The sequence below is a fragment of the Erwinia sp. QL-Z3 genome (assembly GCF_004551645.1).
In the GTDB taxonomy this organism is placed as follows: domain Bacteria; phylum Pseudomonadota; class Gammaproteobacteria; order Enterobacterales; family Enterobacteriaceae; genus Erwinia; species Erwinia billingiae.
Genome location: NZ_CP037950.1, coordinates 1,820,962 through 1,841,849, shown reverse-complemented (window position 1 = coordinate 1,841,849; position 20,888 = coordinate 1,820,962). Strand labels below are relative to the sequence as shown.

Annotated in this window: 19 protein-coding genes; 7 read left to right on the top strand and 12 right to left on the bottom strand. The window is 53.9% G+C overall.

Features of this window, described 5'->3' with window-relative positions; all coding sequences use genetic code 11:
- Positions 1–570: 570 nt before the first annotated feature.
- Complete coding sequence (gene gltP / locus E2F51_RS09080) at positions 571–1,872, bottom strand: glutamate/aspartate:proton symporter GltP (protein WP_134823255.1); 1,302 nt, start codon at positions 1,870–1,872, stop codon at positions 571–573.
- A gap of 532 nt (positions 1,873–2,404) precedes the next feature.
- Between gltP and acs the strand changes: the two genes are divergently transcribed.
- The 3 genes from acs (at position 2,405) to actP (ending at position 6,463) form a co-directional block, all read left to right on the top strand.
- Positions 2,405–4,360: an acetate--CoA ligase gene (gene acs, locus E2F51_RS09075; RefSeq protein WP_134823254.1), complete on the top strand. Its 1,956-nt coding sequence runs from the start codon at positions 2,405–2,407 to the stop codon at positions 4,358–4,360.
- A 136-nt stretch (positions 4,361–4,496) separates the two neighbouring features.
- Positions 4,497–4,808 carry a DUF485 domain-containing protein gene (locus E2F51_RS09070; RefSeq protein ID WP_013200401.1) on the top strand — a complete coding sequence of 104 codons (312 nt, stop codon included), beginning with the start codon at positions 4,497–4,499 and terminating at the stop codon, positions 4,806–4,808.
- On the top strand, positions 4,805–6,463 hold the full coding sequence (actP, locus tag E2F51_RS09065) for a cation/acetate symporter ActP (protein ID WP_134823253.1): 1,659 nt from the start codon (positions 4,805–4,807) through the stop codon (positions 6,461–6,463). The genes E2F51_RS09070 and actP overlap by 4 nt, the downstream gene beginning before the upstream one ends.
- A 41-nt stretch (positions 6,464–6,504) precedes the next feature.
- Here the strand turns inward: actP and E2F51_RS09060 are convergent, their stop codons facing one another.
- From E2F51_RS09060 to E2F51_RS09050, 3 genes are all read right to left on the bottom strand, one after another.
- Positions 6,505–7,050, bottom strand: a complete 546-nt coding sequence (locus tag E2F51_RS09060; RefSeq protein ID WP_134823252.1) for a YfaZ family outer membrane protein — start codon at positions 7,048–7,050, stop codon at positions 6,505–6,507.
- A 145-nt stretch (positions 7,051–7,195) separates the two neighbouring features.
- Positions 7,196–7,894, bottom strand: a complete 699-nt coding sequence (locus E2F51_RS09055; RefSeq protein ID WP_013200398.1) for an LrgB family protein — start codon at positions 7,892–7,894, stop codon at positions 7,196–7,198.
- Entirely contained in the window at positions 7,887–8,315 is a 429-nt protein-coding gene (locus tag E2F51_RS09050) for a CidA/LrgA family protein (protein ID WP_134823251.1), read from the bottom strand. Before E2F51_RS09050 ends, E2F51_RS09055 begins: the two co-directional genes overlap by 8 nt.
- Positions 8,316–8,416: 101 nt before the next feature.
- Here E2F51_RS09050 and E2F51_RS09045 point away from each other — a divergent pair, with 101 nt between their 5' ends.
- Positions 8,417–9,334: a LysR family transcriptional regulator gene (locus tag E2F51_RS09045; RefSeq protein WP_013200396.1), complete on the top strand. Its 918-nt coding sequence runs from the start codon at positions 8,417–8,419 to the stop codon at positions 9,332–9,334.
- Between the two features lie 494 nt (positions 9,335–9,828).
- Here E2F51_RS09045 and E2F51_RS09040 read toward each other — a convergent pair whose 3' ends face one another.
- From E2F51_RS09040 to soxR, 4 genes are all read right to left on the bottom strand, one after another.
- Complete coding sequence (locus tag E2F51_RS09040; protein WP_013200395.1) at positions 9,829–11,478, bottom strand: Na+/H+ antiporter; 1,650 nt, start codon at positions 11,476–11,478, stop codon at positions 9,829–9,831.
- A 168-nt stretch (positions 11,479–11,646) separates the two neighbouring features.
- On the bottom strand, positions 11,647–12,996 hold the full coding sequence (locus E2F51_RS09035; RefSeq protein ID WP_134823250.1) for an NCS2 family permease: 1,350 nt from the start codon (positions 12,994–12,996) through the stop codon (positions 11,647–11,649).
- Positions 12,997–13,278: 282 nt separating this feature from the next.
- Positions 13,279–13,941 carry a glutathione S-transferase family protein gene (locus E2F51_RS09030; protein WP_134823249.1) on the bottom strand — a complete coding sequence of 221 codons (663 nt, stop codon included), beginning with the start codon at positions 13,939–13,941 and terminating at the stop codon, positions 13,279–13,281.
- Between the two features lie 72 nt (positions 13,942–14,013).
- Positions 14,014–14,472 (bottom strand): redox-sensitive transcriptional activator SoxR, encoded by a 459-nt coding sequence (gene soxR, locus E2F51_RS09025; protein WP_013200392.1) that lies wholly within the window; start codon positions 14,470–14,472, stop codon positions 14,014–14,016.
- Positions 14,473–14,563: 91 nt separating this feature from the next.
- On the opposite strand from soxR, the gene soxS reads away from it, so the two are divergent.
- On the top strand, positions 14,564–14,992 hold the full coding sequence (gene soxS, locus E2F51_RS09020; protein ID WP_013200391.1) for a superoxide response transcriptional regulator SoxS: 429 nt from the start codon (positions 14,564–14,566) through the stop codon (positions 14,990–14,992).
- On the opposite strand, the gene E2F51_RS09015 is transcribed toward soxS, so the two are convergent.
- Together E2F51_RS09015 and E2F51_RS23805 are read right to left on the bottom strand one after the other, a co-directional pair.
- Positions 14,989–16,272 carry a diguanylate cyclase domain-containing protein gene (locus E2F51_RS09015; protein ID WP_134823248.1) on the bottom strand — a complete coding sequence of 428 codons (1,284 nt, stop codon included), beginning with the start codon at positions 16,270–16,272 and terminating at the stop codon, positions 14,989–14,991. The two genes, soxS and E2F51_RS09015, sit on opposite strands and share 4 nt — an antisense overlap.
- Positions 16,259–16,396, bottom strand: coding sequence for a hypothetical protein (locus E2F51_RS23805; protein WP_167738393.1), 138 nt, complete (start codon positions 16,394–16,396; stop codon positions 16,259–16,261). Before E2F51_RS23805 ends, E2F51_RS09015 begins: the two co-directional genes overlap by 14 nt.
- Positions 16,397–17,159: 763 nt before the next feature.
- Here E2F51_RS23805 and E2F51_RS09010 point away from each other — a divergent pair.
- Positions 17,160–17,441 (top strand): YjcB family protein, encoded by a 282-nt coding sequence (locus E2F51_RS09010; RefSeq protein ID WP_013200389.1) that lies wholly within the window; start codon positions 17,160–17,162, stop codon positions 17,439–17,441.
- A gap of 56 nt (positions 17,442–17,497) precedes the next feature.
- Here the strand turns inward: E2F51_RS09010 and E2F51_RS09005 are convergent, their stop codons facing one another.
- Both E2F51_RS09005 and E2F51_RS09000 read right to left on the bottom strand, forming a co-directional pair.
- Positions 17,498–18,451: an ATP-grasp fold amidoligase family protein gene (locus E2F51_RS09005; protein ID WP_013200388.1), complete on the bottom strand. Its 954-nt coding sequence runs from the start codon at positions 18,449–18,451 to the stop codon at positions 17,498–17,500.
- An 8-nt stretch (positions 18,452–18,459) separates the two neighbouring features.
- On the bottom strand, positions 18,460–19,716 hold the full coding sequence (locus tag E2F51_RS09000; RefSeq protein WP_013200387.1) for a polysaccharide biosynthesis C-terminal domain-containing protein: 1,257 nt from the start codon (positions 19,714–19,716) through the stop codon (positions 18,460–18,462).
- A 544-nt stretch (positions 19,717–20,260) separates the two neighbouring features.
- Between E2F51_RS09000 and E2F51_RS08995 the strand changes: the two genes are divergently transcribed.
- On the top strand, positions 20,261–20,656 hold the full coding sequence (locus E2F51_RS08995) for a transposase (RefSeq protein ID WP_041691865.1): 396 nt from the start codon (positions 20,261–20,263) through the stop codon (positions 20,654–20,656).
- Positions 20,657–20,888 lie beyond the last annotated feature (232 nt).

The following is a 20,888-nucleotide window of genomic DNA, read 5'->3' as shown; positions in this document are numbered from 1 at the left end:
GTGTGCTAACCCGGGGAGAAATACTGACAGCAGTAATGCATTTAAAGGTCTTAGCCCCAGCGGTCAACCTGAAATAACAAGGATCGGTCGCCGTCAGGCGACAGAAATACCCCTCACCGCAAGGTGATAACGGGCGTAATTAAATAAGAGAAAGGCTCTTAAAATAAATGGACCTGATGGGTTTCGAAATTAAATTCCCTTTGCGTAGCGCGTCAGATCCAGATATCAGTAGCTATAGATGCAGGCTTTTGTTTACGCAAAAAATAATCCCGTGCGGCCGATTTATTTGACTGAATAAAAACATTGCACGCTAATCATTAACAGGATGAGATTAATTATCACCTGTCGTCTTAAATTTGGATTAAATCGCTATTTTAAAAGCCTTTCGCTTAAAAAATGACTTCTCTGGAATCAGGGAGATGGCGGGCATGGAAAAAAGGAATAACGCATTAATACATTAACGATATGAATTAATCTGCTGCGAAAAAGGGTGTGATTTTTGCGAGGTGGGACAAATCAGATGGATGAAGGCTGGCAGCAGGAAAACCTGCCACCAGCACCAGCGTTAAATCAAGACGTCGAGGCTAAGGTCTTCATTTTAGTCTCGTAGGCAACCGCCTGTTTAGCATCAAACTGGTTCTCCCACTTGGCAATAACCAGCACCGCCAGCGCATTACCGACCACGTTCAGCGCGGTACGCGCCATATCCATGATACGGTCAACACCGGCGATAAAGGCCAGTCCTTCCAGTGGGATACCGACGCTACCCAGCGTGGCCAATAGCACCACAAAGGAGACGCCTGGTACGCCTGCAATGCCCTTTGAGGTCACCATCAGCGTCAGGACCAGCACGATTTCCTGCCCAATCGACAGGTCAATGCCGTACAGCTGGGCGATAAAAATCGCCGCAATGCTCTGGTACAACGTCGAGCCATCGAGGTTAAACGAGTAGCCGGTCGGCACCACAAAACTGGTGATGGATTTCGGCGCGCCGTAGGCTTCCATCTTCTCCATGATGCGCGGCAACACGGTTTCGGAGCTGGAAGTGGAGTATGCCAGGATCAGCTCATCTTTCAGGATGCGCATCAGCGTGGTAATCCGCAGGCCACAGAGTCGGGCCACCGCGCCCAGCACCACAAAGGCGAAGAACAGGATGGCGGCGTACACCAGGATCACCAGCTTCGCCAGCGGCCACAGGGAGGCGAAACCAAAGTTGGCGATGGTCACCGAGATCAGCGCAAACACGCCAATCGGCGCATAACGCATGATCATGTGCGTGACCTTGAACATCGCTTCCGAGGTCGAGCGGAACACCTTCAACAGCGGGTCGCGGTGTTCAGACGGCAGCGAGGAGAGCCCCAGCCCGAACAGCACCGAGAAGAAGATGATCGGCAGCATGTCGCCCTTGGCGATCGCGGCAAAAATATTCTGCGGGATCAACGACAGGATGGTGTTGACCAGGCTGTGCGCCCCGCTCTGCACCTGTGCCGTGGTCGCTTCATATTTAGAGATGTCCACCGTTGCCAGCGTCGACATATCAATGCCGTAGCCAGGTTTAAACACATTCGCCAGGGTAATCCCTACCACGATGGCAATGGTGGTAATCACTTCGAAATAGACGATGGTTTTCACGCCAATGCGTCCGAGTTTTTTTGCATCACCGACGCCAGCAATACCGACAATCAGCGTAGAGATGACGATCGGCACGACGATCATTTTGATCAGGTGAATAAAGATGTCACCGGCCGGGCTGAGAATGTTGGTGATTAACCATTCACGTTCGGATGGCTGATTATGCAATATAGCGCCGACGATGATCCCCAGTACTAACGCCGTCACTATTTGCCAGGCAAGGCTGAATTTTACTTTCATAACTTGTCTTTTTCCTTAACAAAACCCGGTCTCCGCGCGCAGTTGGCGGAATGAATCACTCTCAAGGGGAGTAGGCCGAAGTCGGCTAATTCGCGGATGATGGATGGTTGAAACCTGAATTTCAGGCGCGTGATAAGTACCATTTTCACTGGGTAAATTGCAACCCTCGGCGAGATGTGGCTACTTTATAGCCTGCGGACAGGATAAAGCTCTGAAACAGCCCCACACAAACTAAGCCATTGTTATACTTGGCAATATTTGTTACTGATAAAGCATATCTATGCAATATCGTGCTGTGACCTGAAATAGCCCTGCGGTTCGGTTGTCTACTTTTCACTCAGCCCAGCGGCCTGCGTCGGCGTTTTGACCGACGGAAATAAAGGCAAATTTCGCGTCTCCGGCGGCCGTTTTCGCGCTTTTCATTACCTGTTGTTATGACGTGATCTGTGGCGCAAAAAGCAAACAAAACTCCCCGGCTCGCTTCAATTAACCTTTGATTGACATATCATTAACATCTTCAAGGAGAATAGCCATGAGCCAACAACACCGACATCCTGTTCCCGCCATTATTGCGGAAAACACCCTGATTAATGCCCAGCAGTATGAGTCCATGTACCAGCAGTCCGTGCAGGACCCCGATGCGTTTTGGGGCCAGGAAGGTAAAATTCTCGACTGGATCAAACCCTATACCGCGGTGAAGAACACCTCGTTCGCGCCGGGCAATATCACTATCCGCTGGTTTGAAGACGGCACGCTGAACCTGGCGGCCAACTGTCTGGACCGCCATCTGCACAGTCGCGGTGACCATCCGGCGATTATCTGGGAAGGCGATGATGCCAGCGAAAGCAAAACCCTGACCTTCCGCGAGTTACACCGGGAAGTCTGTCGCTTTGCCAACGTGCTGCTGGAACTCGGCGTGAAGCGCGGCGATGTGGTGGCTATTTATATGCCAATGGTGCCTGAAGCGGCCGTTGCCATGCTCGCCTGCGCCCGCATTGGCGCGGTGCATTCGGTTATTTTTGGCGGCTTCTCACCGGAAGCCGTTGCCGGCCGTATTATCGACTCCAACGCCCGTCTGGTGGTCACCGCCGATGAAGGCGTGCGCGCCGGCCGTTCAATCCCGTTAAAGAAAAATGTCGACGATGCGCTGGCCAATCCTGGGGTGAAATCGATCGCCAACGTGGTGGTGTTCCGCCGCACCGGCAAAGAGGTGGCCTGGGAAAATGGTCGCGATCTCTGGTGGCACGAGCTGGTCAACAAAGCCAGCGCCCACCATCAGCCCGAAGAGATGAACGCGGAAGATCCGCTGTTTATCCTTTATACCTCCGGCTCCACCGGCAAGCCGAAAGGCGTGCTGCATACCACCGGCGGCTATCTGGTGTATGCGGCGACCACCTTCAAATATGTCTTTGATTATCACCCGGATGACGTTTACTGGTGTACCGCTGACGTTGGCTGGATCACCGGCCACAGCTATCTGCTGTATGGCCCGTTAGCCTGTGGTGCGACCACGCTGATGTTTGAAGGGGTGCCAAACTGGCCGAAACCCAGCCGGATGGCCGAAGTGGTCGATAAGCATAAGGTCACCCTGCTGTACACCGCGCCGACCGCCATTCGCGCCCTGATGGCCGAAGGCGACAAGGCGATTGCAGGTACCGATCGCAGCAGCTTGCGCATCATGGGTTCGGTCGGCGAGCCGATTAACCCGGAAGCCTGGGAGTGGTATTACAACAAGATTGGCGACGGCCGTTGCCCGATCGTCGATACCTGGTGGCAGACCGAAACCGGCGGCTTTATGATCACCCCGCTGCCGGGTGCCACCGAGCTGAAAGCCGGTTCGGCGACCAAGCCGTTCTTCGGCGTGCAGCCGGCACTGGTGGACAACGAAGGCAATCCGCAGGAAGGCGCGGGCGAAGGCAATTTGGTAATTGTCGACTCCTGGCCGGGCCAGGCGCGCACGCTGTACGGCGATCACGATCGCTTTGAACAGACCTACTTCTCCACCTTTAAGAACATGTACTTCAGCGGAGACGGTGCCCGTCGCGATGAAGATGGCTACTACTGGATCACCGGTCGCGGGGATGACGTGCTGAACGTCTCAGGCCACCGTCTGGGCACGGCAGAGATTGAGTCGGCGCTGGTGTCGCATCCGAAAATTGCCGAAGCGGCGGTGGTCGGTATTCAGCACAGCATCAAAGGCCAGGCGATTTATGCCTATATCACCCTGAACAGCGGTGAAGAACCGTCAGCAGAGCTGTATGCCGAAGTGCGTAACTGGGTGCGTAAAGAGATTGGCCCAATTGCCACGCCGGACGTGTTGCACTGGACGGATTCACTGCCAAAAACCCGCTCGGGTAAAATTATGCGCCGTATTCTGCGCAAAATTGCCTCCGGCGATACCAGTAATCTTGGCGATACCTCAACCCTGGCCGATCCTGGCGTGGTTGAAAAACTACTTGAAGAGAAACAGTCTATTAAGATGCCTTAAGTCCGGTTAATAGATTTCCTTTATTGATGGGCAGCGTAATAAAAAGTCGTTAATAACGCTGCCCATTATTCCTTTCACTGACCATTACCCTTTTTAAAAAAATAAACCCTGTACTTATACCTCTGGAGACTCTGTGATGAATGAACTTATTTATCAACGGATAGAAAAGAGTGCACGCTTTAAAGAACTGGTGAGAAAACGCCAGGCCTTTGCCACTCTGCTCTCCGTCATCATGCTCATCCTGTACGTCGGTTTTATTCTGTTAATTGCCTTTGCGCCTGGATGGCTGGGCGCGCCTCTGCATGCCGGTACCAACGTGACCCGTGGTATTCCGATTGGTATTGGCCTGATCGTGATCTCTTTCCTGCTGACCGGCGTCTACGTCTGGCGCGCCAACGGTGAATTCGACCGCTTAACCCGTGAACTGCTGAAAGAGGTGAAAGGATGAAGCGCCCTCGTTTATTGCTCTGTCTGGCGGCGCTACTGCCGTTCTCTGCCCTGGCGGCGGATGCGATCACCGGTGCGGTGCAAAAGCAGCCCACCAATTACGAAGCGATCGTGATGTTCCTGATTTTTGTCGCCTTTACGCTGGGGATTACCTACTGGGCGTCGAAACGTACCCGCTCGCGCAGCGATTATTATACCGCCGGCGGTAATATTACCGGCTTCCAGAACGGTCTTGCGATGGCCGGTGACTTTATGTCCGCCGCATCATTTTTGGGTATTTCCGCGCTAGTTTATACCTCCGGGTATGACGGGCTGATCTATTCGCTGGGATTCCTCGTCGGCTGGCCGATCATCCTGTTCCTGATTGCCGAGCGTCTGCGTAACCTGGGGCGCTATACCTTCGCGGACGTGGCGTCCTATCGTCTGAAACAGATGCCAATCCGCACGCTGTCCGCCTGTGGTTCACTGGTGGTGGTGGCGCTGTATCTGATTGCGCAGATGGTGGGCGCTGGCAAGCTGATCCAGCTGCTGTTCGGCCTGGATTATCATGTCGCGGTGGTGCTGGTCGGGATTTTGATGGTGATGTATGTGTTGTTCGGCGGCATGCTGGCCACCACCTGGGTGCAGATTATCAAAGCCGTGCTGCTGCTGTTCGGCGCGTCGTTTATGGCGTTTATGGTAATGAAAACCGTCGGCTTCAGCTTCAATAACCTGTTTACTCAGGCGATGGCGGTGCACCCGAAAGGCGTTGAAATTATGCGTCCTGGCGGGCTGGTTCACGACCCCATCTCCGCGCTGTCGTTGGGGCTGGGACTGATGTTTGGTACCGCTGGCCTGCCGCACATTTTGATGCGTTTCTTCACTGTCAGCGATGCCCGTGAAGCGCGCAAAAGCGTGTTCTATGCCACCGGTTTTATGGGCTATTTCTACTTCCTGACCTTTATTATCGGCTTTGGTGCGATCCTGCTGGTCGGCGCGAATCCGGCGTTTAAGGATGCCAGCGGCGTGCTGATCGGCGGTAACAATATGGCGGCGGTGCATCTGGCTGATGCGGTCGGCGGCAGTCTGTTCCTCGGCTTTATCTCTGCCGTGGCCTTCGCCACCATTCTGGCGGTGGTCGCCGGTCTGACCCTGGCGGGCGCTTCGGCGGTCTCTCATGACCTGTATGCCAGCGTGTTCCGCAAAGGTCAGGCCACCGAGTTGCAGGAGCTGCGGGTGTCGAAAATTACCGTGGTGCTGCTGGGCTTTGTCGCCATCGCGCTGGGGATTATGTTCGAGAAGCAGAACATCGCCTTTATGGTCGGGCTGGCGTTCTCTATCGCGGCGAGCTGTAACTTCCCGATTATCCTGCTGTCGATGTACTGGTCGAAACTGACCACGCGTGGCGCGATGATTGGCGGCTGGCTGGGACTGATTACGGCGGTAATGCTGATGGTGCTGGGTCCGACAATCTGGGTTCAGGTGCTGGGCAATGCCAAAGCGATCTTCCCGTATGAGTATCCGGCGCTATTCTCAATGTTAGCGGCCTTTATCGGCACCTGGCTGTTCTCGATCACCGACAGTTCGGAATCGGGCGCAGAGGAGCGTAAGCGCTTCCAGGCACAGTTTGTACGTTCACAGACGGGTGTCGGGATTGAAGGCGGGAAATCACACTAAACGGGCGTTGAGGGGCGGATCGAACGATCCGCCCTTGCGCATCAGAAGTGAACTGACGCACCGACATAAGGACCATCAGCAATGACGTTGTCTTTACGACCGTCTTTGCCGTTCATGGTCATGTACTTATAGCCCACGCGCACGTCAACCAGCGAGATTGGCTGGAAGCTCACGCCGCCAGAGGCTTCCTGGTAGTTGTCGATATGGCTGGAGAACGCGTCCGGCGAGTAGTAGTACTCACCAAATACGTTGAACATGTGGGTGACCGGCACCTTCACGCCAGCACCGACGGCAACGGCATAGCCATCTTTGCTGTCAGTTGGGTTGGTCGACATCACTTTCGCGGCAGGCGACAGGAACACATCGCCAATCGCGACGTTATAACCCAGACCCAGGCTCTCAACGTTGCCATCATGATCGCTACGCAGCCAGTCACCTGAAAGCGCAAATCCTGGGGAATCGGTGCCCAGACCCAGGTGCAGGTTGGTGTAATCACGACCGACGTCAACGCCGCCATCGATTGCCTGCGCGGATCCTGCCAGCGCCAGAAGCGCCAGTGCGCCTGCGGTAGTTGCCACTGCTTTCATTTTTTATTCTCCTGATGAATTTACTCACACCCTGTACGGGCGGCCTCGCAGAGTAAACCAACTGCCAGCGTATTCCTATGAGACATCACTGACAGAACGCAGAATTTAGTTAACATTACAAAACAGCAGTAACAGGATGTGTCTGTCAGACCGTGGCCCACAGTAAATGGCCAATCGCCGGGGCGATAATCACCGTCACTACGCCAGACAGCATCATCACCAGGCTTGATACCACGCCCTCTTCCTGGCCGATTTCATAGGCGCGGGCGGTGCCGGCACCGTGCGACGCTGCGCCAAATCCGGCCCCTTTCGCCATGCCCTGTTTCACCGCCAGACGGATAAACAGCACGTCGCCCACCGCCATGCCAAACACCCCGGTGATCACCACAAACAGCGCCACCAGGTCCGGCTGCCCACCGAGCTGTTTCGCGGCGGCCAGCGCAAAAGGCGTGGTGATCGATCGCACTGCCAGGCTGCGCTGGATGGCTTCCGGCAGCGTTAACATGCGCGCCAGCCACACCGAGCTGAACACGGCAACTGAGGTGGCGGTGATCACCCCGGCGCTCAGCGACATCCAGTGGCGGCGGATGATCGCCAGGTTTTCATATACCGGTACGGCAAAGGCCAGCGTCGCCGGGCCGAGCAGCCACAGCAGCCAGTGGCTTTCGCCGATATAGTTCTGCCAGGAGATATGGGTGATCACCAGCAGCGCCACCAGCACCATCGGCGTCATCACCAGCGGCATCATCAGCAGTTTATGCCAGCGGCGATACAGCCGTTTGTTGAGGAAGTAGATCGCCAGCGTGGCGATCAGACAGAGTACGCTGACCCGCAGATCATTCATGGTTGCGCGCCTGTTTGCGTTCCGCCAGCCAGATTTCGAAGCGATAAACGCGATCGACCACCAGCGCGGTAGTTGCCAGCACCAGCAGCGTACTGATGCCGATCACCAGCATGATGCGCCAGCCTTCGACGCGCAGCAGTTGCGAGTAGTTGACCACCGCCACCACCGCCGGCACAAAGAACAGCAGCATTTCCGCCAGCAGCCAGCGGGATCCGGCTTTAACCCAGTCCAGCGGCAGCACGCGCAGCATAATCAGCGCCAGCAACAGCAGCATGCCGACGATATTGGCCGGCAGCGGCAGGTGGAGCCAGTCCACCAGTTGCTCAGCCACTAAAAAGAATCCGATATACAGCGCCACCTGTAATGGCACCTGAACACGTTGCAGCCAGCCCGTTCTTTGCGGATGTAATGCTAACGCCATAATGACCTCTCCCCGAGATTGCGAGTGGGTAGTATAAATCGGTAACAAAGAGTGAAAAAAATGACTTAATATTATTCAAACTATGCCATTCAGGAATGTTTATGGACGTCCGAGCCCTGCGTTATTTTGTCGAAGTGGTCCGCCAGCAAAGCTTTACCCGCGCGGCGGAGCAGCTGTTTGTCACCCAGCCGACCATCAGTAAGATGCTGCGCCAGCTGGAAGATGAGTTGGGCTGCACGTTGCTGATCCGCGAAGGTCGCAAGCTGCATCTGACCGATACCGGGCAGGCGGTTTATCAGCGCGGGCTGACCATCCTGCAGGAGTTTAAGCAGCTGGAAGCGGAAATCACCGATATCAATGATTTAAAAACCGGCGAGCTGAGGCTGGGGATCCCGCCGATGGTCGGGATGCAGATTGCCGGTTCGATTTCGGCCTTCCGTCACCGTTATCCCGGCGTGGAGCTGAAGATTTCCGAATTTGGCGGCCTCACCGTGCAGCAGGCGGTGTTGTCCGGCACGTTGGATATCGCGTTGACCGCATTGCCGGTGGCCGATGATTTGCCGCTCAATTCGCTGCCGTTGATGAGTCATCCGTTATGCGTATTGGTGCCGCGCACCAGCGAATGGTTGCGGCGCACGCATATTCCGATTGCGGAGTTAGCCGGGCATCCGATCCTGATTTATAACGAGGAGTTTTCGTTAAACCGGCAGTTAATGAAGGCGTTTCAAAACAGCGGTTTTGCGCCACAGATCGCGGTGCGCAGCGGCCAGTGGGATTTCCTGGCGGCGATGGTGCAGGCGGGCATGGGCGTGGCGATCCTGCCCGAGCCGATTTGCCAGCGTCTGGATAAGAAGCATCTGCTGTGGCTACCGTTAGAGTCGGATTTGGTGTGGAAGCTGGGGTTAATCTGGCGGGAAGGCAGCTATCTGTCGAAAAGCGCGCAGGCATGGATTGCCTGTTGTCGCGAGTTCTGGCCGGGCCAGGCCCCGACGCTGTCGGTTGGGAGATTGAAAGAGTGAAGGGCTAAAGGCTGAAGGGCTTAGGGTCAAAGGCGGTTCGGGGTAAGGCGTCAGCATAGAGCACGTTTTCCGGGACGCCGTAAATCCATCCCTGGAGGCTTGGCTGCGGCATCCCTGCTGCAGACACCCGGCTAACGTGCTCTATGCCGCCACCCACTAACACTGACGTTTTGGATTGGGCCGGTGGACACACAGGTCAAAAAAAATGGGTTTGACGTGTGTGTCCACAATCGACCATTCAACGCTGAAGCTTGAGGGGAAGGGTGAGAGGGGTGATAAGCAAAGCATCGGCGACAGGGATGTCGCCGCTGAGCCCCCAGGGATGGGTTTACGGCGTCTTTGCGTTCACCCCTCTCTCCCTGAGCAAATCACCAGCACACCCAGACGACCTACGCGCTAACAGCAAAAACCCACACTCACCCTACCACCAGCACATCCAGACGACTCACGCTACCAGGCGAAAGCCACCAGCACATCCAGACGACCTGCGCTATTTACTCTTCTTTCTCGATCAGCAGCGTTTCCAGCAGGTCGAGATCGTGCAGTAATTTCTGCATGGTTTCGTTGCTGATTTTCTGCGTGGCGCGCAGGTGATACAGCTCGCCTCGCTCAGCCCGCAGTGCCGTCAGGCGGAAGCGGCGCTCCAGATTCTCGGCGTACAGCGCGCGCTCCAAATCCTCTTTGCCGTCGACGCGGCGGCGCAGATTGCCGGTGACGCGCGAACTGACCTCTTTTACCAGCTCCGGATCGATGTTCTCTTCGGTATCGGCGGCCAGACGCTCTTCCATCTTGTGCAGACTTTCAATCGCCGTGCCGGCCATCACTGCCCGCGCCATCTGCACTTCATGACGATGGGCGGTTTTATCCATGCCTTCAATGCCGCGCAGCAATAATGGCAGCAGAATCACACCCACCAGCAGCGAGAACAGAATCACGCCCGTCGCCAGGAACACCAGCTCGTAACGTGCCGGGAAGGCATCGCCATTGGTCAGGAACAGCGGAATCGACAGCACACCGGCCAGAGTGATCGCTCCGCGCACGCCGGCAAACGAGGCAATCAGCAGCTCACGCGTTGAGTAACTGGTAAACTCCATCGGCTTCTTCTTCAGCAGGCGCTTGCTGATCTGCTGCATCGCCCACAACCAGCTAAAGCGCACGATCATCAGCGCGGCGTAAATCAGCACCACCGACAGCGCCAGCATCCAGAAATCGACGTTAGGATCGGCTTCGGCCAGATTCATCGAGTTGGTGAGGATGTCCGGCAGCTGCAGGCCCAACATCAGGAACACCATGCCGTTAAACACGAATTCCAGCATCTGCCAGACGCTGTTAGCACGCAGACGCATCGCCAGCGGTGCCTGACGGATAATGCCGGAACGGGAAATGGTCATCCCCGCCGCCACCGCCGCGAGGATCCCGGACACGCCGATATGTTCGGCAATCAGGTAAGAGGCAAACGGCAACAGCAACAGCAGCACGGTTTGCGTCGCCGGGTCATCACCGCTCCAGCGGCTGAGCAGACGCAGCGATTTACCGTACAGCCAGCAGATGGCGATACCGGCTAACAGCCCGCCAATCGCGACCTTGAGGAACTCGATGGTGGCCCCGGAGACGGTAAACACCATGGTGCCCATCGCTACCGCGACGGCAAACTTCAGCGACACCAGGCCAGAGGCATCGTTCATCAACGCCTCGCCCTGCAAAATCGCCATGATTTTCTTCGGGATGCGCCCTTCCCCGACAATGCCGGACAACGCCACGGCATCGGTCGGTGACAGCACCGCTGCCAGCGCAAAGGCCGCCAGCAAAGGAATGCCCGGCACCAGCCAGTAAATCAGATAGCCAATCCCGACCACGGTGATCAACACCAGCACCAGCGCCAGCCCGATAATTTCGCGGCCGTGGTTCAGAAACTCACTGGTCGGGGTTTTCCAGCCATCGGCAAACAGCAGCGGCGGGATAAACAGCACCAGGAACAGCTCGGGATCGAAGTCGACGTGCAAACCAAACGTCGGCCAGGCGAGCAAGGCACCCATGGCGATCTGCACCAGCGGCAGTGGGATTTGAAACGGAATGATGCGGGCAGCGACGCCTGAGAGCGACACCATCAGCGTCAAAATGAGGATGGTAAAGAAGATTTCCATGTTGTCCTTATCTGTCTTCCTGCGAAATACACAAATGCCAGTCGGAACGATCGACCTGAGAGAATAGTAAAACAAAAATGCGGTGGGTTTAAAAACAGGAAGTGCGCTATCGGGGGATTAATGCATTTAAAGGCTAAAATCAGGGGCCGACGGGCGGCCCCTGACGGTTTAGATCGCCCAGCCGCCGGCATAGAATGCCACCAGCGCCACCGCGATAATCACCGTGCCGGCGTTCAGCTTGCGCCATTCGCCCGCAAAAATACGGCCAATCACCAGTGAACCGAAGCCCAGCATGATGCCGGTCACGATATTACAGGTCAGCACGATAAACACCGCTGCCAGCAGGCCGGACATCGCATCAACAAAATCGTCAAAATTGATTTTTGATACGTTGCTCAACATCAGCAGGCCGACATACATCAGCGCCGGTGCCGTGGCATAACCCGGCACCAGATAGGCCAGCGGCGACAGGAACAGGATCACCAGGAACAGCAGGCCGACGACGATTGCCGTCAGGCCGGTTTTGCCGCCCGCCGCCGTACCGGCCGCCGATTCGATATACACCGCCGCAGGCGATGCGCCCACCAGACCGGCAAAGATGCTGCTGACCGAGTCGGTGGTCAGTGCCTTGCCGCCGTTGATGATCTGATTGTCTTTGTCCAGCAGGTTAGCCTGCCCGGCAACGGCACGGATGGTGCCGGTGGCGTCGAACACCGCAGTCATCACCAGCGCCAGCACGCTTGGCAGTACCGCAGGCTTCAGCGCACCCAGAATGTCCAGGCTGAACACCAGCGAATGACCATTGGCATCATTCAGGCTTGGCATGGCAAACAGCCCCTGGTACTTCACCGCCGGATCAAAAATCAGCCCGAGAATGGAAATGGCGATAATGGTCAGCAGAATGCCGCCCGGCACGCGCAGCTTTTCCAGACCGAAAATTGCCGCCAGGCCAATCATCGACATCATTACCGGGAACGAGGCGAAATCACCGAGCGCCACAGGCAAGCCCGGCGCAGGGTTTTTGACCACCAGGCCCACGCCGTCCGCGGCGATCAGCAGCAGGAACAGGCCAATCCCAACGCCCGTGCCGTGCGCCACGCCCATCGGCAGATTACGCAGGATCCACGAACGGATGCCGGTGGCGGAGATGATGGTGAACAGGATCCCCATCAGGAACACCGCACCCAGCGCCACCGGCACGCTGATATGCTGTCCCAATACCAGGCTGAAGGCGGTAAAGGCAGTCAGTGAGATCGCGCAACCAATTGCCATCGGCAGATTGGCCCACAGGCCCATGATCAGCGATCCGAAGCCCGCTACCAGACAGGTGGAGACGAAGACCGCCGTCGGCGGAAAACCGGCTTTGCCGAGCATAGACGGCACCACGATCACCGAATAAACCATGGCAAGGAAGGTGGTCAGGCCCGCCAGAATTTCCTGACGGACCGAACTGCCGCGCGCAGAAATGTTAAACCAGCTGTCCAGCGAACCGCCGGGCTGATGAGAAGGAGTCGACATAGTGAAAAATCCCCTGAGATTTCTTATGAGTTATTGATGCGTGACGCATGAAGCTGACTGATTCAACGTTTCACCATCCCAGGACGCACTGTTCACAGACCGCGAAAACCCGTTAGCCGGGCAACGGTCGGAAAAAAGGCAAACGTTTACTACGTCACGCATTAAGCCGCACTATTTTAAAGGCAAACGATTATCCAGCCTTTATCAGTGCATTATCAACTCCTGATCGCACCTATATTTGCAGCAACCTGAAACGCAGGGGCATTTCAGGCAGAAATCCATTCAGTCGAGCTTCACTTCACCACCCTGTTGCAGGGCACGCTGCCAGGCGGCACGGTTTTGCACTTTCGCAAGCCAGGCCTGGATGGCCGGGGAGTTGGCGGCACCGCCTCGCGCGGTCAGCGCCTGGATCGGGAAGCTCATCTGCACGTCGGCAATGCTGAACTGCTTGCCGGCAAACCACGCGTTGCTGGCCAGATGCTGTTCGATAAATTCGCGATGGGTCGCCAGCTGTTTATCCAGATAGCCTTTCTGCACGCCCTTGCCAAAGGCATTGCCAATGGGACGCAGCAGCCACGGCACCGGCGGCTTGCCCATCCGGCTGAAGATCAGCTTCATCACCAGCAGCGGCATTAACGACCCTTCGGCATAATGCAGCCAGTAACGAGACTGCAGGCGCTCGTCCTCATCATTTAGTTTCAGGCGATTTTCTGCGTCATAACGCTCGGCGAGGTATTCAAGGATCGCGCCGGATTCGGCAATCACGCGATTTTCATCGGTGATGACCGGGGATTTACCCAGCGGATGCACTTTTTTCAGCGCGTCCGGGGCCAGCATGGTGCTCTCACGCTGATAGCGTTTGATCTGGTAAGGCACTTCCAGCTCTTCCAGCATCCAGAGCACACGCTGCGATCGGGAGTTATTCAGATGGTGAACGGTGATCATGCTCTAACCTTGTGTTATACGAAGAGTTATCAGTATAGACCTTCCGCCACAGCCTGATGCCGCTCACTCCCGCTAAGACTCCAGCAGGATTGCGCCGGTGCCGCGCTCGCTCAGCCTGTCGTCCGGGTTGCGCAGCGGGCAATCCTGCATTGACAAACAGCCGCAGCCAATGCAACCGTCCAGATCGTCACGCAGCCGGGTTAAGGTTTCGATGCGCCGATCCAACTCCTCGCGCCATTTCTCGGTCAGCACCTTCCACTCTTTCGGCGACATGCGGTTTCCCGCCGGCAGCTGCATCAGATGGTCACCAATGGTGGCCAACGGAATACCGATGCGCTGCGCAATTTTCACGATCGCTACCCGGCGCAGCACGTCGCGGTGATAGCGCCGCTGGTTACCGGCATTGCGGAAGCTGGTGATTAACCCTTTGCTTTCATAGAAGTGCAGCGCAGAGACCGCCACGCCGCAGCGTTGCGCTACGTCGCCTGGGGTCAGTTCTCGCTTGTTGGGGCAGTTGCGACTTTTTTTCATTTAGCTCTTTACCTCAAGTTAACTTGAGGAATTATACTCAGCAGCCATTGAGAAGACGACCAGAAATTATTTCGCCAGGGAGAAGAGCAGCATGCATGACGACATCATCCACACCCTTACCGACTGGATTGAAACCAACCTGGATAAAACCCTGTCGATTGATGAAGTGGCCGCGAAATCGGGCTATTCGAAGTGGCATTTGCAGCGGATGTTCCGCACCGTCACCAAACAGACGTTGGGCGGCTATATTCGTGAGCGTCGGCTGACGCTGGCGGCCGAAGCGCTGAGTCAGACCCAGCGCCCGGTATTTGATATTGCCATGCAGTACGGTTACGACTCGCAGCAGACCTTCTCCCGCGTGTTCCGCCGCCAGTTCTCGCAGACGCCGACCGCCTACCGTCACACCATGCGCCGTCAGTCGCTGACCCGCCAGGTGAGCTACAGCTTCGACTGCAGCGACTTTGCCAGCTCCGCTTACGGCAAAGTGCAGCAGGACAGCAACAGCCCGGCCTGTAACTAGGCCCGGTTACGCATCTTTGGCGCGGCCTGCGGATCCTGTCCCCAGAATGACGGGGAGAAGTACCAGCCGCCGCCCAGTTCCTTGATGTGGTACATCGCCGCATCGGCCTGGGCAATCATCGCCTCACCGGTGCGGTGATTTTTGGCCAGCGCCACGCCAATACTCAGCGATTGCGCCACCGTCTTACCGTCGGTCAACCTGATCGGTTCGCGCATCGCTTCGATGACGTTTTCAGCCATTCTGGCCGCCTGCTCGCCGTTTTCGATGCCCGACAACAGCACCGCAAACTCATCACCGCCCAGACGCGCCACTAAATCATCTTTCCTCAACCTGCCACGCAGGCGATGTGCCGTTTCCGTCAGCACGTTGTCCCCGGCAGCGTGACCATAGGTATCGTTCACCTCTTTAAAGCGGTCAACATCGATAAACAGCACCGCCACCCGATCGGCGGTTTGCGGGTTGTTCATCAGCGTGTGCAACGCCTGCTCAAACGCTGTCCGGTTGGGCAAGCCGGTCAGCGCATCATGCCGTGCCTGATGGGCCAGCGAGTCGTTTTCGCGCTGCAGATGGGTCTGCCAGTCTGACAGCTCATCCAGCAGGCTGTTGAAATCCCCGCTCAGCTTGTTCAGCTCGGCAATCGACGATGACGGCACCCGCAGCGAGAAGGCGCGCCGTCGGCGAACGTCGTGCGCCACCGAGGCAATATTTTGCAGTCCGCTGAGGATCCCCGCGTGCATGCGGTTGGACAGGCACGAGGCCAGCAGCGCGGTCACCAGCAGGCTGCCGCTCAGCCATTTCAACGCCTGGCTTAGATAATGCAGCACCCGGCTGGCATCACCGCTCAACCACACCTGACCAATCACCTTGCCGTTGTGCACGATCGGCACGTTGGCAGGCTGCGGGAAAATCCAGTGGGTGACCAGCTCCCCGGCGCCCTGATGATGTTGCGCCCCGGATGGAGGCCAGTTCACCAGCAGGCGATTACTGGCATCGACAATTCTGGCGTGGCCAAACTCCGCCTTCGCCCCGATTTGCCGCACGATGTCGTTAGCCGCATCCGCATCGCCCGCCAGCACCGCCGGCTGCACGCTGTAGCCGAGGGTGGTGGCCACCAGCTGGAGATTGTTTTCCGCATAGCTGCGCAGGGCAAACATCGACAGCACCGACAGCGAGATACCGCTGAACAACAGCGACACCACGATGATCACCAGATGAATGCGTTGCAGACTTTTTCGTAAGGTCAGCAGCGGTTTTTTAGCCGTTGAATTAGCCTTGTGCACGGAGTGCTTCCACAGAGGTAATGTGGCCCTGTTGGTTGTGCTGGACCCGTAACACGTAGTGGCTACTCAGGATCGCCACGTCATCAGGCGTCAGCGGGCGCTGTTTTGCGTCAGTCGAAAACACAAAGCCTCCTTTATTGTTTTTATTGCTCCGTTACCGCATTTCGCTTTAGCGAATATGGCGTGAGCTGTATTTGAGGTGTAGAGATCCCGCCCTGTGGCAATGGAAGGGAATGAGTTATAAGGATTTTTACCATGAAAAATCCTACAACCCATTGGCGGGTTGTACAACTTTTAAGAGGTCGGATTCATCTCAAAGAGGAAATTTGACTTGAGTCGCGTCAAATAAAAGCTAAGTAAGGTTTAAGTATGGAAAAACCCCGCTAATTGCTAGCAATATCAAGCACCTGTTTTTGCTGAGTTTTCATCAGTGCCGTTGAAAATAAGAGGTGGAACCGGACGATCGGGCTAATCATTTATAATGAGTTTAATTGTCATTTGTCGTCTCAAAATAAAGCTAACTGCTTTAAATTAAAAATAAAATTGATATCGGAGAGTAATTATTTTCCAAAATATAAGGAATTAGGCGCAGTAATATAGCCTGTAAGACGGTTTTCATTCTTTCCCTATACGGATTATTCCCCATATTTTGGAATTAAATTGGTAAACCTCAGTTAATAAAAGGCTTAATGTTCCACTGACAAAAAACTACCATACCAGGCCTAAATTTTGTTCAAATTTTAAAATCGAGTGATATAATGTGACCGTCATCACACTTCTGTGACCTGTTATGTCCGTTCAAGTGAAAAGCAACCTGGCAACTTTTCGTCTGGATCGGTGATGACACCGCCTCTTGTCAGGGCAGTAAATCTCGGAGTTTGAACGATATGGGTACCTTAACCGCTAGCCTGGTATTGATGAGATGGGAACTGGTTAGTGCAGTAATGATGTTTATTGCCAGCACCTTTAACGTGAAGTGCCGTCAGGCCAGCCATAAAGGCATTGCCTTTGTCTTCACCGGCGTGGGTATTGGCATGTCATGCTGGTTCGTTACCGGGCTGTTAGGTATCACTCTGAGTATGGATAACCTGCATAACTTCTGGCACATCACCAAAGATGTGTTTATCGACGTGATGAGCCACACCCCAACTGATTATCCTATGCCCTGAAAACAAACGAGCCGCTGACTCAGAGAGTCAGCGGCTCGTTATTGTATTCGGCGCAATCAAAACTTCTTAAAGGCCACCGGCAGCGGCGTAACGCTTCCTGACGTTGCTGGCAATACGGCTGCTTTGTGTTCCTGCAACCACATATCACCCATCATCTTATCCAGGCCCATATCCAGCCCGGTCACCATGCCTGCACCCGGCGTAAAGGTCAGCTCACCAAAGAAGATTTGCCCTTCGCTGATGTACCAGTCAACGCGAACATAGTCGAAGTCACTGGCCAGCTTTTTGCTCAACTCCAGCGCCTTCTTCAACGTTTCCATATCCCCGCTGATATCCAGTCCGGTATCGCGGATCTTGTAGAAGCACTGCTCCAGGTTGTTGACGTAGAAGTTCATCGACAGCGGTGAGTTGCCACAGCGGTTGTAGATGATCTGCAGCACGTACTCAAAGTTGCCGTCTTTCTTGTTGAACATGTGGAATTTGTAATCGATGGCGGCAAACTTGCCATCACCAACATACTCTTCCACCAGAATGCGCGGCTTAATGTAGCGATAATGAATTTCCCGCGACTGATGCGAGAAATCACAGCGCAACCACTCTTCACACCGGCGCACCAGCAACTGTTTTTGAATACAGTCTGGTTCTTCAAGAAAGATTTCTACCATACCAGAACCGTGGTTCGGTTTAATAACGGTGTTTTTTAAGGATTTAAGCCCCAGCAATGAAATCGGATCGGCCGTTTCATGCAGCAAAGGAATTAAATACTCTTCACCAATTGTTTTTGCTATGTAATCGCGCACTAAAACTTTATCCGAAAGATTCCCATAACGAACATAGTCGCCAGTGACGAATTTGCGGTACAGAATTTTCTCATTAAACAGTTTCGGCTGGCGAATGTTAGGTAACCGCTTAAAAGTGTGAAAATAGTAAACTCGGTCCTGATAAGACCACGGCATTTTCTTGAGCAGGTATAAGACGCCTTTTCTCAATTCTGCTTTGAGTTTTAACATTTTTTACCTCATTTGTATGTTTTGTAGTTAAGTGAGGAAAGCTGTATTTTAAGAATGACGGCATTCTTAAAGAAATAATTCATTACGGTCAGGGAGAGCAGTTCGGTGACCAGAACGCTCCAGGCTGCGCCTGTTAATCCCCAGAAACGGATGAAGAACCAGTTGGTTGCCACGCTAATTACGACCAGCACCACGATCTTGACCAGCAGGTAATTAAAACCACCTTCCTTCACCATGTAGCGGTAAGCTACTGTTCCCATTGCCGAAAAGCAGGTTGCTAACGACAATAACGTAACGAGATTTCCTGATTGTGTGTAGTCATGCCCATAAAGGGTAGTGATGATCTTTTCGCCAAACAGCGCGACGACAAGAAGCATCAAAAAGGAAACTGCCATTACATAGCCATTCAGCCTTGCGGCCAGTTTTACTGCCACATCCGCACGCTCCCTGAAGATCTCAGAAAAGCAGGATGTAATGATCGCTACCGGGATAAAAATCCACGAAGCAGAGATAGTGTTGGCGGCGGTAAACAGCCCCAGCTCATGCGCTGAGCCCACGCCTACCAGGAAAAATTGTGCCAGCTTAACCTGTATTGAGATGAACACGCTGGAGATGGCCAGCGGGAGTCCCGCATGTAACAGGTAGCGCAAATAGCTTCTGTGCTTGCGCTTAGGCGGCGAGCTGATGGTGTTCGCCTGAAGGAACCGGCTGCGCTTGATCATGTACGGCACCAGCGTGACCGCCACGATTGAAAACGACAGCAGCAAAGGACTCAGTTTGAACCAGGCCACCAGAAAGCTGATGCCAAAACTGATGATCATTCCCGTGGCATTCGCCACCGTGTTCATCCGGGACTCTAACCGGGCATTGTTGTAAACGCTGAAGATATCCTGCGTAACAAACATTGCCGACAAGAATGACGCGACCGCAAAAACCAAAAAGTTTTCCCGCATCTCCAGCCAGACGTAAATTAATACCGGCAAAGATAAGACTAACAACAAAACCATTCTCAGCTGTTTGGCCACCGCCATCAGCCGTATTCCTTTTGGCGCACTTTTGCTGATACTTTTAAACAGAATGGTTTCAGTACCGAAAATAGCGATAGTCTGAACAATTGAAAAAAGTGATGCAGAAAATGCTATTTGCCCGAATATTGAGGGGCCAAAGGATTTTGCGACATAGGATGTGACAAATATCACTCCAAATACGGAAACGACCTTTTCCGACATCATCCAGATGGCGTTTGACATTGCGCTGTGTTTCATCGAAGCATCCTTTGTAAAACTAATCACTTATTGCAATAACTCGGCACGTCCATGTCGAAAACGGAAAAGATTAACGCTCAATATACCTGGCGATAAAAATGGACCTAAAATTTATAATACGGACAATTCCTAATCCGCTCGCAATCAAATGCGTTTTTTTGTCTGAGCGCTTCACCGCTGAAAAATAGCCAGGGTAATTACGCGCTTAAATTCATGTAAACCTTTTCACAAGTCACTTTTTGGCGCTAATTATCATGGCACAAATTTCAGGCTGCACATGCGGGAGTATTCTGAATCACATGTTGGCATTGAAGATTTCATGAGACGAATTTATATCAAAAACCTGCATATCGAAAGCTAACTAAGGGGTTTGGAAATAAAATAGGAGAAATCCCATGATGATATTTCTTCATAATCACTTAACTTAATCCCTGCCATTCAAATCGCGCACTTAACGACACTGCTGTGATTTTTGGAATAATCAGATCCACTAATTATTGCAGTCGTTCTCATCACATTATTGTTAAGAAAGGGAAGAGCATTTATGAGAAAGTCACGATATACAGAAGAGCAAATCACCAGTGCCATTAAAGCATCAGAATGCGGTGTAAAGGTGAAAGAGATCTGCGACGAACTGGGTATCTCTGAAGCGACCTTCTATAGCTGGAAGAAGAAATTTGCCGGTTTATCCTCTGAAGAAGGCCGTAAAATCAAAGACCTGGAGGAGAAAGTGCATAACATGGAGCGCGAGCTGCAGACCCTTAACTCCGACAAAGAGATGCTGCAAAGCGTGCTTAAAAACTTCTTTACTACCAATGACAAGCGCCAGGCCGTTAATTACCTTCAGGATACCTTTGATATCGGGACTCGCCGCAGTTGCCGCCTGCTGGATATTAGCCGTAGCGTGTATCATTACCCGTACAACATTGAAAACCATTAATTGAGATCCACAGCACGTTTCTATATTAGACGCAGGACCAAAATAAAATATTCCCAATGCTAATTGAAAAGTACGGTTCGATTTTCTGGAGACGCTTTTTCTTGATGAGTTAATTGTCTGGATTGTCCCCTGTTAGGCTGTATATTTACTAACCACCAGCTAAAAACCCATCTGTTTCAATCCCTTCTGAGCGCATTTATCTTTGAACCCAAAGATAAATGCGCCTTTCCTG